The organism is Mycobacterium simiae (genome assembly GCF_010727605.1).
Taxonomy (GTDB): domain Bacteria; phylum Actinomycetota; class Actinomycetes; order Mycobacteriales; family Mycobacteriaceae; genus Mycobacterium; species Mycobacterium simiae.
Window position 1 is genome coordinate 1,434,500 of the sequence record NZ_AP022568.1, and the last position, 18,128, is coordinate 1,452,627.

General features: G+C 64.2%; 3 protein-coding genes. All 3 read right to left on the minus strand.

Features of this window, described 5'->3' with window-relative positions:
* Positions 1–12: 12 nt before the first annotated feature.
* Genes G6N33_RS06565 through G6N33_RS06575 form a run of 3 tightly spaced genes read right to left on the minus strand, consistent with a single transcriptional unit; the run spans position 13 to position 18,125 of the window.
* The gene (locus G6N33_RS06565) at positions 13–16,509 is read right to left on the minus strand and encodes a WXG100-like domain-containing protein (RefSeq protein ID WP_163771483.1); all 16,497 of its coding nucleotides are present in this window, start codon (positions 16,507–16,509) and stop codon (positions 13–15) included.
* Between the two features lie 47 nt (positions 16,510–16,556).
* The gene (locus G6N33_RS06570) at positions 16,557–17,654 is read right to left on the minus strand and encodes a WXG100 family type VII secretion target (RefSeq protein WP_101528480.1); all 1,098 of its coding nucleotides are present in this window, start codon (positions 17,652–17,654) and stop codon (positions 16,557–16,559) included.
* 3 nt (positions 17,655–17,657) lie between these two features.
* Positions 17,658–18,125 carry a YbaB/EbfC family nucleoid-associated protein gene (locus G6N33_RS06575; protein ID WP_044510038.1) on the minus strand — a complete coding sequence of 156 codons (468 nt, stop codon included), beginning with the start codon at positions 18,123–18,125 and terminating at the stop codon, positions 17,658–17,660.
* Between the last annotated feature and the right edge of the window lie 3 nt (positions 18,126–18,128).

An 18,128-nucleotide genomic window follows, 5' to 3' on the forward strand; every position in this document is an offset into this window, starting at 1 on the left:
CGCGTACGTCCATCATTTGCGTTTGCGGTGCTTCTTAGGAGCGTTGTCCCGGTGATCTGAGTCGCTCTCGGTGTTGTATTTGTTGGTCACGCGACCCCGACGTGTGCCGGTGACGTGGCTGGGAACACCGTCGCGGCTGTTTCTCGCGATAGTTGCCTCAGTGTTGAGGAATGCACCCGCCGCACGGCTCCGCCAGAACGGCCCGCGCGGCCGAGCGTCATCGAAACCTAACGCATCGGCACAGTCGCCACAGGCACGCATCGTTCCCGCTAGCAATGTCAGGTCCATTGTGCGATTGTTGGCTCGCAGCATCTCGTAGATGCGGCGCTCGGCGTGCAGATCCAAAGTGCGCCCATGCCCTTCGTTGTAGGACTCGGTAGGAACCACGAAGCGTCGTTCCCGGATCGCCTGCAGAATTTCACGACTTACTTCGTCGTCGTGATTGTTCAAGCTCGTCAGCGCATCTCGCAGTTTGCGTTGGTGACGAGTAGCGCGCGCCGCCGCGTCCTCGTCGGTGGTGCGCCGATCTTCCTCGATGGCGTTCTCGTTCCACAGATTTGATAGATCCGGTTGCTCGAGGGCGTCGCGAATTTGCCTGTTGCCCGCGTTGGTGTTCGATGACACGTAAATCGTTTGTTGCTCACGGTCAAAGTAGGCCTGGACTTCGCCCGATTCCGCGAAGTGTTCTCGCAGCGCCGTAGACATCCAGCGCAACACCTGGACTCCACGATCGTCGGCATAGGAACGCGGACCGCGCACCAGTGCGCGGTTATCTTCGTACAGATCGCCCAACTGCGACCGGGTGGCCCCCGATACCGCCTCATTTTCGACGAGGAATACCCGCTCCGGATCCCACCTGCTACCCCCGACGGACACCGCCGTCAAACGCCCGTGGCGCGTATCGTCGCCGGCCACTTGACTGTTGAGCCTGTCAAGCGCCGCGGTGAGGCCGGCGCGCTGACTCGGCCGCAGATGGTGCAGGCGGGCCTCGACGCCGTCTTGGTTACGGACCCTGGGTCCGTTCCGGCTCGCTTCGACGGCTACCTCGAACGCCACCACCGGGGCGCCGGCCTGCCGGGCTGCCGCCCTCGCCGACAAGGTGTGGTCGTTGCGCATCAGGCCGATGGCATTGGCGACCTGCGAGCGGCTCCTGCTAAACGCATCGAGAAAATCAGTTGCCCGCATCATGATGGGCAGATTGTCGGCCTGTTCATCCAGGTCCAATGCGCGTAACGACGCCACAATCGACTCGCGCCACTCGTCATAGTCGGGCATTGCCGTCAACCCACTCACGTTGCGCAGCTCCCCAGAACCCGCAGTAACGTACTGGCTCAACGCCGTCGGACCGACGCGGCCATGCTCAGCTGCGATATCCGTCAGAGTTGTATGTGGATTCCGCGCTAACCGTTCCAATGCGAAGGCCACGATTTCGGCCGTCATCGGGGATCGTGTGGGCCCCGCTGTCTCGGGCAAATTATTGGTCGCATCGTGGCCCAGTTCGCGGAAGGCGCTCCTCAAGTTTTCGCGCTGCTCCGCATATCCGGGCAGGCTGCCATAATTCGTCCGCCCGGTAGGGCTACCGTCCGCACGAATCCAGGTAAGGATTTGCCTGCTCGGAACTCCCGTCCTGGCTTCCAACGCGTGGTTGAATTGGCCGCTGTATCCCTCGGCGCGTAGCTGGACGAACGCCCGCAGAACCTTCACTAGCTGCTCGGCGGTGTATTTCTGCTGAGTCTTTGGTTCGGGTAATTCCGAGGAATATATCTTGCTTTCGTTCAGCAGTCGCTGGATCTCCTGGCGGTGTTCCGGATAGTCCGGCGCCTGAGCCAACCGCCCCGGCAGATTCAACCGAGTCCTGCCCCAGCCTTTGTCCCGCACCCACTCGGCGCCATTTGCCCCCTGTTGCGGGATGAATTCCCTCGCGATGGCTGCCGCCGACAGTTTCGGCTCGGCTATGCGCTTTTTCAACATGCTTAGGAAGGTTTCCGCCGTCATGTCGGGCTGTCTGCTCGAGGACGATGCCGGCGGGTCACCAGCCGGGTGATCCGATTTGGGTCGTTTGGCCGGAGGCGGATCAATCGCATCAGCCCGTTGTTTACCCAGAGCCCGTTTGGACTTCGTTGGTGGGGCGGGTGTTTGTGTGTGGGGGGTGGTTGTTGGATGGTGGGTGTCTGCGGGGGGTTCGGTGGTGCGTGCCACGGGCAAGCCGGGGGCGTGACGGGTCGCTGGTGTCGGATTCGCAAAAGACCGCGACGGGCTATGACCGCCGGAATGCGCGGCCACCGGCTGCACCGGTTCCAAGATCCCCGCGATGAGTTCAGCCCGATGCGCCGGACTACTCCACCGCTGCGCATTCGTCAACGCCGCATGCGCGTTCTCCACTAACCCCGCATCAGCCGGCACCCGCCCCCGACCCTGCAAAAGCTCCCCAACCCTACCGATCACAAAACCAGCCTCACCCCCCGTAACCGGCGGCGGCGCATCGTCAAGGCCCACCACAATTGCCCGAGCCAACTCCTCAGGCCCACGCCCGAAATCCACACCCTCTACTGAGGAAACCACCCGCTCAATCGCCGACTCATGCACATCGTCAAGTCCCTCATCAGCCCGAAGCCGATTAACCTCACCCACCAGCTCACCGAACTGGCCACCATCTAGCCCCGCCACCCCCACATGCTGCGACCGATCCTGAACAACCCGCGGACGCGACGGCCCAGCCTCGGCATTGCCCTGCTCACCACGACCCGAACCCCGGGCACCCCCCGAAACACCCCACCCACCATCAGGATCCAACACAGCCGTATGCAAATACTCGGCAACAAGTTCTAAATTCCGCCCCCGCTCAGCATCGCTGAGCCGCCCATAGGCCGCCCTGATCGCATCATCAAACCCACCCAAGTCATAACCAACAAACTTCGACCTCGCCGCCGTCAAAAGATCATTCGCCCAACCAGGATCACGCTCAACCAACCCATTCCACGCATCAAACGGCGTCGTCACACCCCCATGCGACACCACACCGGGGTGCTGACCCGGCCCACGATCAATAACCGCAGGAGAGTCGTCTGCGACACCCGCCTGAAATCGATCCAACGGCGCAGGCGGGTCGTCATTCTCATCAGCGACAGGCGATGAATCCACCGGCGCGTCGTGGGTCGGGTCGGGATGCGGGCCGGAAACCGGGTGAGGCCGAACACCGCCATCATCGGTCAGCGGCCGACGCTGCGCCGCCTCGGTGACGGCCGGGTTCCCTAACCGCCGTGGTGCGTCCTCGCCTCCGGCGGCATGGTCGTTTCGAGATTCCATCTCCGTAGGCGCGGCGGCCGCGGGCACGAATTCGCCCGATGCATCTTCGCGTCTCGGGCCATCTCCCGATAAGGCGAGGTGCTCGCCTTCGAATCTTTGAGTCGTCGTGTTGGTCGGCCGGTTTGATTCGCCGGTAACCATCGTGTCGCTGGTGGGGAGGTCGACGGCACCGCCGCCCGGCTCCACCTCATCACCCCGACGCGCCGATGAGGACGCTTTGGCATCGGATGCCGAATCAGGCCCAGGCGGCTTGGGCGGCAACGAAACCGGCTTGCTCTCCAGAGGCATTTGATCTGCTTCGCGGCGCGACGGCGCGTCGACGGGACGAGTCTCCGCCTCGGGGATCAAGATCGGCCCGTGAACATCGATTCCGGGAAGCTCGTGTTTGGCGCCGTCGTAGTGCACCGTCAAGGTGATACGGGTGGTGGCGTTGAAAACTGCGTGGGAGCGAGGGAATTTCGCGTTGGCGGCGACTCTAGCGTTTTGACCGAAGATCGGGGCATGTCGTTCACGACCCGTGGCGCCTCCGCCGCCGAGCAGGGTGGCCTGGAAGCCAGGAAAACGCACATGCGGTCCGAACAGAAGGCGTGCTCCGCGTTCACGCGTATCGGCCGGCTGATTCTGCCGCCCACGGTTGACGTCATTGAGCACATAGGCGTTCCCGCCTGTGCGCTCGAGCTTGTCGAACTCGAGCCCATGTACCTCCGCGCGGCCGGTGATGCGCACCGTCCCTTGGCGAAAGAGTTCAACTTCTTCGCCGCCGGTAATCCGGGTCATCGCGGCTAACTTGCCGACCACACGACTATCGGTCAGGTGCTTGACATGCTCGCTGACTTTGGGAACCGGTACCCGCTTCAGGTTCTCGAGTGTCCGCGCGCGAAAGTTCTCTCCATCGGTAATTGCGCGAACAATGCTATCCCGACTGAGGCCGGGGCTCGGCCCACCAGTGCCATTGGTGACGATCCGATCTCGCGGAGCGAGCGTTGCGGGGGGCGGGTCGTCGCCCGCTCCTTCGCGCGTGGTGAACTCGACGTGGGCGGCCGCCACACCTTGGGCGGGCTGGTCACCGAACTGATGCCAGCTCGGCGTGTACGTCATTGTCGCCGCAATGGTGGCCGTGCCGACGTGGGTCCGGGTCGGGACCTTTTGACGGAACACAGTGCCGGTCGCCGAGCTTTCTGTGTGCGTGTTGGTTGTCTCTGTGCCGATGCCGCCGCTTAGACGGCCCAGCGCAGAGAGATTGACGGTGTCACCGGTGGGCAGAATGTCGCCCTGCGCTTGCACGTAGCCCTGCCAATTGCTGACTTTAGAATCTGACACACCCGCGGTATGGGATTGTTGGCCGCCGCTATAGAACTCGGTGGTGGCCTTCGAGTCGGCGATATCGAAGGTGTCGAGGTGGCCACTGAGCACGACGGTGCCGGGCACCGACTTCAAGCGAATCTCCTGCGTACCGCCGCGACTGTAATGGCCAAGGTCGCGTTGGACTGCCATCGTCCTCACGTGTTCGGCAAGCTCGGCACGCACCTTGGGCCAGTTGGCCCCGAATACTGATTTACCCTGAGCCATCAGGGAATCAAGGATATGAGTCGCCACGTGATCCTCACCGGCGGAGCGCTCGCTGGCAATCCTCGGGCCAGGTCCCGCGTGCGGGCGGATCTTCACGACCGTCTGCTCCGCCTTGAGGCGCGGAGGCTGCCGCTCCGACGGACCGGCGCCGCCTGGCTCTCGACCGGTGGACTCGGTCTTGGTCGCGGTTGGGGCGGACTTGGGGTACGAAAAGACACCGCCGAGCCGAACCGGTTGGGGCGCTTCGGGTAGGCCTTTCAAGCGAGTGCCGGAAACGCCGTGATGCTCGTAGGTGATCTCGAAATGGATTGGCTGCCGGAACAACTGATGTTCCTCGGTCGTCCGCACTCGTTGCGGGATACGATTCTCGGATTCCCCGGTGGAGCTCGGGAAGTCGACAGCCCTCGGCTGACCCGAACCGTGCTCGGATCGCTCGACCGCACCGCCTTTCGGGCGCACCGAGGTGGTATGGGTTACCTGGACACTCACTGAACCGTGCGGGATCGGAATCTGAATCCGTCCGCCTTTGACCGCACGCAGGATGTCGCCGTGGATGCGCGCCGTTGATGACTGCGACTCGATCGACAGGTCCGTCTCGAATTTCCTTGCAGTACCGATGAATTCGAAATCGTCACGGTCACCCGCGCGTACTGGCCGAACCTTGACGCGGATTTTTCCGCCCGGCACGGGAACGTCGTGGAGCCACTCCCGGCCGGACTCGTGAGTGAGCCGGGCAAGCAACACGCTCGGGCCGAACTGATCCGACAGGCCCGTCATCGCGTGATCCAAGGAGTCGCCGAGCGCTGGCGTCAGGTCCTGGCGGATTGCTTCCACCAGACCACTCGCGGGGTCGACACCGACGAGCATATCGGAGGGATGCCAGCCTTCCTGGAAGGCGTGATCGGGCGGGCGGGGCCCGGTCACCTTGGGCGGAGCAGTCCAGTCGAGCGGTTGGCGCTCGATCCGGGGAGGAGAAGTCGGGACCGCACCGTCGGCGACGTCGGTGAGCAAGGTGCGCGTGGAGGCCGTGTTGTCCACCGTCCCTTGTTGTTTCGGCAATAGGGGCGTCGTGCTGTCGAAGGTCTCTGCGCGGTTGATTCCGCCTTCGAAGCGGCTTTGATCGCTGAGCGTGCTGTCGAAAGTGTCCCGGCGGGCCGGCGCTGAACCACCCGTCACTGGAAGGGTAGGGGCGGCCTCGTCGGCCGGACTTTCCATCATCGGAAAGGCATCTAGATTGTCCCTGGCGTCTCTGTCGACGACATAACTGATTTCGCGACGGCGGTCGGACTTCGCACGGGCGACGGATGCCTCGGTGTCTTGCCTGACCGGTTCGGCCGCCGGCTGGACCGGTTCGGGGACTTGCCTGACCGGTTCGGCCGCCGGCTGGGCCGATTCGGCGGCCGGCTTGTTGCGTGGGTGGTCAATGAACCCCGTAGGGGCGTCCCGGGTGAAGGTGGGCGGCAACACAGAGTCGTGTTGTCGGGAGCCCTGGAGCTCGGTGAGGGGTATCGCGATCTCAACCGGGAAAAGACCGGACTCGTGCACGGTCGCCTTCGAGCCGGTCATGGTTCCGTCGATTCGCACCCATCCTTCGAAAATGGCCATCGGCTGGTCGAATTTGGTTGCCACAGCGACGCGTTCCTGGTCGCGTACGCGCTCGCCGTCACGGACGGTGCGGTTTACGCCAGCTATCACCTCGCCCAAGACCTTGCTGCCCTCGACCTCACCGCCGCGCCCACCAAGTGCACCCTGCACCGATGTCTGCCGGCCCCGATCGGTGGTGCTGGCCTTGCCCTGAGTGATCTCCGTACTGGGGCTGGATAGCGTGTTGATTACCCTACGGAAGGTCAGGCGCTCGAAGTCGGCAGTCAGCGCGGCTTTGGCCTTCGAGCCGCGCCCGGACAACTGCGTACGAGTCAACGGGCTGTGCTGGGTCATTCCGGGAAGCGAACTACGCACGCGGTTGAGGTGGTACCAAGCGGAAACATCCGATCGGACGTTCTTCCAGTCGTTACCAAATGCCCGGCGTCCCATGGTATCTAGCATTCCGTGAAAGCCGCTCAAGTCTAAATTGGTAACTCGATCCATGCTCCCCAGGCCCCGCAGCGGCACGGTATCTCCCTTGCCCGCACCGCGGTGGATCACGGGCGGCGCCGGCTGATACGCGGGTTTTGCCGTACCCGCGGCGTCGGTAACGCTGTGGCGCCCGCCTGTGCCTAGTCGCCACCAGGGTGACTTGGCGACCGAATTTCGTTCGGTCGACGGGCCTTCGCCCCAGATCCGGCTGGGCGGTGCCCACACGGTCGTGCCTATGTAGTCCTGGGTCGGGCTGCTTTCGAATTGCTCCATAATTACGTCGAAGCGGCCGCGGGTTTCGTGCACCGCACCCTTGAACGGTGCGTCGAGCCCGGACGGCGACACCGCATCCCGCGAATGCATCTCGAAGCGAAGCCGGACCTGCCCCTCCCAGGCCTGCCCTGGTGCTGGATTCTTCAACGTGTTTCGGACCCGGAACTGATGGCTGTCCGTCTCGTTATGTGCCCGCGAACGAGTGAAAGCGCCGTCCAAGCCGCCCTCCACCTGACCCGCATCGGAACCGCCTTGGCCCCGGAACCGGCCGGGCGTAGGTACCTGGGCCGACCACGTAACCGCGTCCTGATGCACCGCAGAGGTGTCGGTTTCCGTGCCGTAATGGAACTCGGTCTCTTTGGTCTTGCCGGTGGCGCGCATCATCGGGGTCTTGTTGCCGCCCGAGCCCTCGGCCGCCGCTCGACTGCTGGACGGAGTGCCGAGCGGCTCGACAAACGCATGCACCTCCAGCCGCGCCCCGGGGAGACCTTCGAACTCGAGAACCAGTGGTTGCTTGTTGCTCATGCCGTGCAAGTTGGCCTGCAACTGTTCGATCGTGAGCCAGCCGATAGTTTCGTCGATCGCTTGTTGGGCCAGCTTGCCGTAGGCCTTCTCGAACGCCCGCCGCATGCTCGCGCCGTTGACAAAATCGGCGATCGCCTCAGGACTCGGGCCCCGCGCCGGGGTCTCTGGTCGCGGCGCGTGAGGAGGCGGATCGTCGGGCAGCAGCCGAAAGTTGGTCACGATGTCCGAACCGGTCAGCGCGTGAGTGGCCAACACCTTCGGCGGGCCACCAGGTTCAGACGCCGGGGTAGTGGTTGCCTCTCCCGGTGCCGGTTCTACCGTGACACGTCGATCGGTGACGTCCCGGGTCGGAACAACCACCTGCGTGTGATAGCTGAGCTCGTGAGTGTGGACTGTACCGGGGTCGCTGCTGAGTCGGTAGTCGATGGCCGCCTTGATGGTTCCGTGAAAGCGGGTACCGGGCTCGGCCGTCTGGCCGCCGCTGATCTGCCGATCCGCCCGCTGGCTTCGTAACGACGAATCATGAGTCCGGGACCCGATGATCGCGGCGCTGTCGCTGGCCGCAGGGTGCGAAAGGCTGCCCTGGACACCTGCGTAGAGCACACCCCGGCGCTCGTCGAACGAGCCGACAATATTGGTGGGATCCGAGGTGTGCTCGAACTCGTACTTATCGATCGACTCCTTGAAGTGAAGTTCGGACTCCTCGGACGCACCATCGACCCGGAACCCAATAGTCAACGTGCGGCCGAACGCGAGCCTGACTGTGTAGGAGGGGGTTTGGCCACCACGCAGCATGCCGGGAACCTTCGACCGCAGACTGTCGTCGGAGAAGATCGCGGTGATTTGCTCTCGGTTCGCTTCCCATGCCTCGGCACCGCCAAAGCGGCGTACCAGCTGCTCGATGTGTCTGAGTCCCTCATCAGCAGAATGGAATTGTTCGACCACATCGATACCGCCGAGAACCAGATTGTTTCCGATCCGAGCGGGTAGTTGCGGGTCAGGCTTGGGTTCTTCAGCTTTGGGCGGAACCGGAGCCGGCTCCTCAGCTTTGGGCGGAAGGGGTTTGGATTCCTCAGCTTTCGGCGGAATAGCATCCGCTTCGTCGACCTTCGGCGCACGGGCATCCACTGAAGTGGCGACGTCGGGCAGCTCGCGTGGCCGGTCTTCGGACACGGACACGCCGGGCGCTGCAACCAGGTCCTCCCGGGCCGGCTTCTGCGCTGCCAGATCCCCCATGACGCCGGCGCCGCTCGCTTTGGGCGCTGTCTCGACAGCCCGCGCTTCAGCGGTCGTGGCAGCCCTGTCGGTCGGCAATTGATCTGGGTTGCGGTCCAGGGTTAGCGACCGATCGACGTCCGCAATCTCGTTTTGTCCCTCCGGCGCGGGTAGCGCGCCCGCGGGAACGTGATCAGCAGGCGGCGAAGGCTGCAGCGCGACGGCGGGCGTTTCCTTCGGGCCGGGTTCAGCTTTTGGCGTGTCCTGATCGTCGCCGGGCAGGCCACGCAGCAGGTCGTCGCGGGAATCGTCGGCCGGCCCTGTGCGCCAATTGAACACATCATCGAGATCCGTAGCATCGAACTGCTCTGCGACATAGCCCGTCCCCGGTCCGGCGGAGGGCGCGAACACCGCCGGCCGGGACGAATCCGACGGTCCACCAGACCATCCGCGGCGTAGCCGTCGCAAAGTGTCGGCAAACAGACCGCGTGATCCGCGGGTCCGATGCCCTTCGTCGAGCTCGTCCTCGGAGAAAATTTCTCCCGCCGGCCCAGTCGGTTTCGCCTTCCACGAGACGACGACCTGACGACGATTCTCGAGAACCTCCGGCGGTACCGGTGATTTGGTCGGTCCCGGCCCCCGGCTGGTTGGATCATTCCATTTGATCCCCGTGTTACCAATGAGAGGCTCGAGGTACTGCCGCACGGCGGTTGCCCTGTCCATACCCGCGTTGTTGAACACCGCGGCGCCACCGCCCTCGACCGACACTTCCACATCCCACTGGTCACCGAGGTTACGCAGGTGGGCAACCAGCGCGTCGACTTCCAAATTCGGTGTGAAGTGCTGGCGTTCACCCGACGGGAAGTCGACGGTGAGATATGACCAATCGGGAGAGCCGACTTGGGTTCCGAACGCGGCCCGCCGCCACACTCCCGGCACATCCGAGGCTTGCCCATGCGGTGGGAGCCCGAGCATGTCTCGCACCGATTGGGGCAGTTCAAGCTCTCGGTCGCGGCCGAGGTGTTCCACCGCGGAATCGTCGTATTCGATGTGTGAATAGGTGACCGACTGCACCTGCAGCCGCAATTGCGGGATCCGGTGGATGTACCCCACCACGGCCTCCCATCCTGCAGCGGGATTCGACAGGCCTTCGATCAGGGGCGCCACCGCAACAAGGTTGAGGTCACCGCGCCGATTGCGAAGATCCCAAATCAATCCGCTGATCGCGTGTTGCAACACCCACGAAGTCTTCTCGGGCGGATAACGCCGCACGCTGTCTCTGAGCCATGTTTTAGCGCTGGCCATTTGAATCTTGTCCTCGCGGATACGCGGGACGACTTCGGTGAGGCCAAGCCGCTCTCTGGCCGGCTCTAGGTTGGTTGGGCCCGTGCGCTCAGTAACAGAGCGCCGCCTGAGGGCCATTCGCCCAACGTAATGATCGGCGTGTTGGCGGCGAGAATTGATAGTCACATGGTTGTGTGCCTGCAATTCGTCCTGACGGAGTCGGTAGTTGTCAGCGATCGTATCGAGCAGGCTTGCAACGAACGGGTGCTTGCGCGCTGCCAGCAGTGCCGAATTATTCAGGTTGGGCGGCGTGCCATGTGCGGCGAACCCGGGAGCGCGGAGGTGGCCGCGCAATCCTGCGAGGTCGTAGACCCTATTGTCTCCGTCGGTGTAAATGCCGCCGAAGCGGTAGAGGATTTCCAACCGCAAAATATCGCTCGCGGCGGTGAATCCGGCGGGGGTGCCCTTCCCCGTCTCCAGCCGGTATTCGGTGTCCAGGCGCATGGGCTCACCGCCATGGAACACCTCATCGGTGTTAAGCAAAAAGATGTTGTGGCTGCGCGCCCAATCGCGCATTGCTGCAACATCGCCCGTGTTCTTTTCGAATTCTGCACGGGTAACGTCGGTCCACAACGCCACCTGCATGCCCTGGGTTTGAGCTTTGCTGCTGAGCTCCTCCAGATTGCGGCGTATTTCCTCGGTCGCGCCGCGACCATCAGTCAGCGGGCCACCCAGCCAAATGGAGTGCACCAGTTTGGGCATCTCCAGCCGCTCCGGCAGCGGTGGCAGATCCGGCAACGGGTCGGAACCCTCGGGGAGATCCTCCGGCCACCACCACTTTCCGTCGGGCGGCGCCTGCTCGGACCAGATTTGATCGTGGCTCGGTTCCTTGTCCTCACCGGTACCTGCGAGATCCAGTGAGCGAAGATGACTGCCCAGTTCCTCGGTCGACACGTCGGCCAGACGCACGTTGCGCAGGACTTCCGGCGTCGGCGCGGGATCGCGCAAGCCGAACGGGTCGGGGCCGAAGCGATCCTCGGCGCTTGCCGGCCGACGCTGGCCTCGCGCCCGCTCCGTCTGGATACGATCGGCCTGCGCGTCCAGATCGGTTATGAGTTCACTGCTCTCCTCGCTATCGACCCGCGGCCGCAGCACCCGGTCGGCGTGGTACCTCAGACTTCCGAACAGATCGGCGGCTCCGGTGGAGCCGCCGCGCAACCGGGAGGCCGGACCATGCGTCGTCTCGCCAGCCGCATCGGTGTCGTTGTGCTGCGGAGGATTTGGGCCGGCGTGTTGTGCGTGCGCGGATCCCGTTCGCTCGGGGGCCGCACCAGATTTGGCAGCAGCGGCCGGATGCAGCCCCTGCAACGGGGCAGGTGACGCCGGCGTCTCGGCGGCGTCGTGTTGAATGGCACCCGTGCCCGAGGCGGCGTCAGACCGTGTCCCCATGAACCATTGGTCAACGGGATTGTCGACGCGATCCAAGTGCGGCGGCCAGTGTGTGATCGTGCCGTGCTGTCCATCCAAGGCGTGAACCTGTGTGCCGTCGAAGAAGGCATTGAAACTGTGCTGCTGGCCGTTTCGGTACTTGACGGCCACCACGGTGTGCGCGCCCGGTCCATCACCCACCAGGCGATCGGCGATTTCGTCAGGATTACTCTCCGTGAAAGGCAGGCCAGTCGCCGCGGCGAGCTCATCACGGGTCAGTTCATGAGTCTGCCTACGGTCGCCGAGCAATCCGCCCACGTAGGCGCGCCGGAAGCTGGCTATGCCCGACAATTGGTCATGCACCACAATTGTCGCGGGAGCACAGTTCGCTAGTCGTGGCCCGGCGGGCGCAACCGTGGCATCGCCATCGTTGTTGACGTCGCCGATCCATTCCCGGATATCGTCAATTGACCTGTGCGAGTGGGGGAAAGAGGATGATCGTCCAGCACCCCGAGGCTCGGGCAACGGCCCGGACTGGTCCGCCCGCTCCTCCCGTGGCGCGGACGGTCGGTCGGAATCGCTTGGCTGGTCCAGCGCGACCAAATCATTGTCGGCCAGACCGTGTAACACCTCATCGCTATCGGTATCGTGGTCCCGCAATCCTGCGAGGGAGATCGACCGGGTATCCCCGGACAGCGATCGGGTATTCCCAGATAACGTTGCTCTGGCGGCTGTGCCCCATTCCCCGGATTCGACGGCAGCGGAAAAGGCCGCCCGCCGCCAGGTTCCTTTCAGGTCGGTGATGCGCCCGTCCTCGGGCAACCCGAATGTACTCAGAACCGACCCCGGCAGATCCAGCCGACGGACTCGAAGGCGATCACCAATGATCGGCACGCTCGACTTCGGCTGCAGATAGGCATATGTCACCGTGCGCACCTGCTGACGTAACTCGGGCACGCTGTGCATGAAGCTGACGACGGCTTGCCACCCAGCGGCCGGATCGGGCAGTCCCTCGATGAGTGGCGCGACCGCCGCGAGATTCAGGTCGCCTCGTCGATTACGCAGATCCCAAATCAGGCCGCTAACGGCATGTTCGAGCACTTTAGGGGCCTGCTCGGGAGTAAATCGGCGCGGCTTGGTGCTGAGCCAGGTGTGCGCGGATCCCACGGAGAGCTGATCACTACGGATGCGTGGCACGTCCACGTCGTGCAGGTTGAATGAACCAGCAACCTCGCTGAAGTTGAGGGGGCCGGTTCGCTCGATGACTGAGCGCCGCCGAATGGCCAGTGCAGGGTTGCGGACATACGTTTCGTGGTGTGCCTGAGGCGTGTTCGCGACGAAGTCGTGCACATTCGGATGTAGTTGATCCTGAAACCTTTGGTAATTGGTCTTGATTCTCTCCAGATACCGTTTTACGAATGGGTGCCCCCGCGCTGCGAGCAGAGCGGAGTTGTTCGGTATCGAGCCGCCACCAGAATGCAGGGCAAAACCCGGTGCCCCCAGCAGATTTCGTAGGCCGTCCAGGCGCCGCACCTGATTGTCGTGGTCAGTGTAGATACCACCGAACCGGTGCAAGATTTCCAAGCGGAGAATGTCGCTGGCCGCCGTATACCCGGCCGCCGTCCCCTTGGAGTTTTCCAAACGGTATTCCCCGGCTAGGGTCATCGGCTCGTCGCGGTGGAAGACTTCATTCGGGCTCAGCAGGATGACATTGTGACGCCGGGCCCAGGACAGCATCCGCGCGGCGTCGCTGCCGGGACGCTCGAATTCGGCGCGGGTAACGTCTGTCCACAAGACCACCCGCAATCCCTCACGTTGGCCTACCTTGCTGAGCCTTTCGAGGTTGCGGCGAACCAGGTCAGTTGTTTTGCGGCCGTCGGTCACCGAACCGCCCAACCAGATCGAGTGGAAAACCTTCGGCATCTCGAGCGGATCGGGCAACCGGTCGCGTGGCCAATGGCCACGGCTACCCTGGAACCAGTTGCCGTCGGAGGGTGCCCGCTCCGACCATATTCCCAACTCATGCGGGGGCGGATCGTCCGCGCGTCTGGCCATATCCAGCGCGTGGATATGGCCGCCGAGCTCAGCGGTGGGAACCTCGGCCAACTTCACGCCCTGCAAGTGCGGTGGCGTGGGGCTGGGTTCGCGCAGGCCGAACAGATCTAAGCCGAACCCGTCGTGCGGGTGCGGCCGCGCCCGGCCGTCCCGATCCGCCTGCACCTGTCGAGCCTTGTCCTTCAGACCATCGACCAGCTCGTTGCTGTCCACGTGCTGGTGGTCAGAACCGAAGACACGTCGGGCATGTTTGTTGAGTAGCTGTCTGAAGCGGTTGCCTTCGCCCGCACCACCTCGCAACCGCAGCGCGAGTGGCTGTTCTGGTTGATCGTGCGCAAGCGAAGTACCCTTCGACTCGTGCGGTGCGGAATGTTCGCCGCCTTCGCTGCCCGCGCGCGAGCGAGTAGGCGACGCGCCATCTCTGGGTGGCAGGCCGTGTAAAAGTTCCCGTGGTTTAACTGAGCGTGTGGCGACGTCGTCGGCCCGCCGGGCGACTGCATCACCATTCGAGCGCGATTCGGTGGAACCAGCGGAACTGCTCGCGGAGGCCTGACTGGGATGTTCCGCTGGCACCGGATGCGCCGCGTCTTTGGCGGCGTCGGTGGCTTCTGGGTTGCCGACGGCGGATAGCGTTGACCGCGTAGGCGATTCGGCCGCGGCTCCGGTGTCCCCGATAGCCGCAGGGTCGGCAGTAGCGGACCCGGTCCTGTCGGCGACGGACATCTCCGACGGTTGGTGCAGCGCCGCCGGCGGATCACCAATCGACCCCGTGACGTCCGGCTGCATGTCCGGTTGTTGAATGCCGCCCTCGTGGTCGGACCCGGCCGGTGGCGCGTCGTCCACCCGGAGCGCGTTGTCCGCCGGTCTGTTCTCGTGCGTGATACCTGGATCTGACTGTGCCGGAGCGGGTTCCGGAGTTAGATCGTTGTCATGAGGCGTGTCGAATGCGGGGTGCGACGTTGGGGACTCGCCGGGTTCGCCGGATCTGGTCGACGCCGTGGCTTGCCCGGTGCCGCCGGCGGTGCTCACCGACTCGTCGTCGGCGCCGCTACGGCCTTCCCGGGTCCCCGCGTTGTCGACCGCAGAACTGTCCGTGGTCCGGGCAATCACCGGCGGGCCCGACACCGGGCCGCGGGCGACGCTCGCACCACCCCCGGAATGGTCCTTCGCCGCCCCAGCCAGGCTCGGGCGAGATGCGCCAGTGTTACTGCCCGAACGGGGCGACCGGGCGCCGCCCGCGCCTTCAGTCGTGCCTACCGCCGACGACGCCACCGCCGTCCGAGGCGCGCTCGCGGAGGCGGATCCCGAGCCGCGGTTGGCTGGATTGTGCTGACTCGTTGCGTCTCCTGCACCGGTTAGTGTCGACGACGATTTCGTCGCGTTGCCGGAATTCGGCTGAACGGCATCAATCGAGCTGGAACCGCGCCCCTGCCCCTGGGGGGCGTTGCCGCTACCAGACACCGATTCGGCGTGGGACTGCCGCGCACCGCTCTGGGTGCCGGATCCGTTGCCCGACAACCCATTTTGGCCCTGCGCGGTCGACGACCCGTTGGCGGCGGACGGCACCGCATCCGTCGGGCCGGGGTCGGTCGACGCGCTGCCGTTCGATGGCGCTGCCGATCGCGTGGGGCTGTCGTCAATAGCCGGTGGACGCCCGTTGGTTCCGTTCTCGGATAAACCTGCGGGGACATCTGAATCGCCTTCCGGCCCAAAGTTTTTCGTCTCGAGTTCGTGGTCGGTGTCGGTGGGCGGTGCAGCGAAATTCGGCCCGCTCAGAGTTTTGATGCTGGCATCGTCCTCGTCATCGCCCACCAATGTGTCGGTGTCGGAACCAGTGTCGGAATCACTGTCACTTCCGCCGTGCTCATCCGGATGCTCCTTTGCACCGTGGATCCCGCCCGAGATTCCCCCGGCACCGGCCCCGCCAAAGATGTCGTCGGCGTCGAGGCCACCGCCGGTGGCGACGGCGCCCGCGACATTGCTGATCGCACCGACCCCGAAGTGAGTGACACCGCCCTTGACGACCTTCCCGACGATGGTCGATGAATCGCCAATGGCGTGCGACAACAGACCATGTGCAACGGCACCCGCCGCCCCACCCACCACGGCACCAATGGCGATTTCGCCCACTTGTCCCCAGTCGATACCGCTGCGCACGCCCTCCTTGATCTGGTAAACCTCGATGGCCAGATCCTGAACGAATCCGATGGCCGTCCCCACCGCCGCGCCGACCGCGGCGTCCTTGAGCAATTGACGCAGACCAGTCATGGTCAGCGTCTCTGCTAGAGCAGCGATCAATCGCCTCACCAGTTGCGCCGCCAGCTCTTCCACCACCGCGATGGTGATCGCCTCTATCGGCGGGATCCACGCCAGCGAGGCAAAGAAAGTCCAATCGACTGCGGATAGAGCGTAGGCGATCTCGGCGGCCGCGATAGCCAGCGTGCTCAGAATCTGCAGTTTGGTGTATTGGATCTGCGCGCCGGTTTCTTTTGCCAAACTGCCCAGGGCAGCCATGGAATTCGCGAGGTTCTGGATCGAGGTATCGCCGGATAGCAGCGACTGAAACTGCGCCGCGACGCCGTCGGCGGTCTGCCCGGTCACTGCAGACGCGGCTTGGGATTGAGCCTGTTGCAGTTTCGGGACCACGTCCAGCATCTGTTGTGACGCCGCAGTCCAATCGTCGCTGATTTGGAACATGGCCGTTTCGTCGCCCTTCGGCCATTTCTCACCCGCTAGGTACGCGACCCACTGCAGGCCGGGAGGAATCTCAATTCCCATGCGTAATGGTCCGGTGCGTCAGTTCCACGGCTCTCGATTGCTCGGGGTCAGGTCGCAGGGTCAGCGGGCGCTGTTCCCGGTCTCGGCGTGTCCAGGGGCGTAGCGGAATTCGTCGACCCTCCGCGTTGGGTCGCCTCCATCACCGCGCTGAGCCCTTCCCCGGCCGGTTCAGCCAACTGTTCCGCGAGCTCGATCAGTGCACCGGAACCGGCTGCGGGCGTATACGTGTTGGCCCAGGGCACAGCACCCGCCGATACACTCCCTGCCGCGGCCGCGGGCTGAGCCGGGACAGCGGGCTGTGCCGGGACAGCGGGCTGTGCCGGCCAGGTCTGGCCCGCGACGGCCTGCGGCACTGGAACGGCGGGCTCAGCCGAGACGGCGGACAGGACTTGGCCCGGGCTGCCCCAATTCGACAGCGAAGTTGTGGCGACCGGCACGGCAGGCTGGGCCGGAACACTCGGCTGGGCCGGAATGACTGGCTGCGCGGGGAGAACCGGCTGAGCCGGTACGACCTGCCCCGGGACGGCTCCCTCCGCCAGCACGGCAGGCTGGGCCGGAACACTCGGCTGGGCCGGAATGACTGGCTGCGCGGGGAGAACCGGCTGAGCCGGTACGACCTGCCCCGGGACGGCTCCCTCCGCCAGCACGGCAGGCTGGGCCGGAATACTCGGCTGGGCCGCAATAGCCGCCGCGGCAGGAATTTCAGCCGAGATTGACCGTTCCAGGGCAGCCGACTCAAGCTGAACCGAACCCGTACTCAGAAGTACGTTTCCGCCACCCGAACCTCCCGAGCCACCCGAACCTCCCGAGCCGGAGCCGATGCTCGCCAACATATTTCCCGTCCCGGCCGGCTGCTGGTCCTGATGCTCGAAGTTGCTGGCCGCCGAGTTCAGCGACTGTGAAAGGCTGTCGAGCTGTTGGATCGTGGCGTCGATGGACTCGTCGACCTGGTCGACTTGCGCGACGTAACCGGTGGGACCGTTGGCGAACTGATTACCGGCCGAGTCGTTGCCCCATGGTGACCCGAGCGCCGCCAGCTGCCCCTGCAGCGTGGAAAGCACTTGACGCATCTCGGAGCTGACGTCGGCGACATTCGCGGCTGCCGTCTGCAGCAAACCGATGTCGACATTAAGTGAGTCGCCCATCGGTTATCTCCTCACGGTCGGGTAAGACGATTGGTCGTCCAGCCCTTCGTCGCCGCCGTCGTCGGAACGGATGGGCGGCGGCGCCATTTCGGTCAGGCTGGATAGCAACTCGGCGAAGTCGGGTGAGTCCGGGACAAGGCCTGAAAAGGACGAAATTTCTTGGCGCCGTTGGGTTAATGGTGTAAGGAGGCCGGCTGACTTTCGTTCGATCTCACGTGCAGCATCTTGCGCCGCAGTCGTGATGTAGCCGCCCAGATCGGCGAGTTCGAACTCGTCCAGATACGACTCGTCTATGACCGTCTTTGTCACCATCCGTTGCGCATCGACGGTTATCTCGACAGTTCCATCGGCCGCGGTGGCTGTGGCGGTGAGGGCCGCCCGTCGTTGCTGCATGACGGACAGATCTCGCATCTGCTCCTGCACCAACGACAGAACGTGGCTGAAATCCTGACTCGCGGCATCGTTACTCACGTG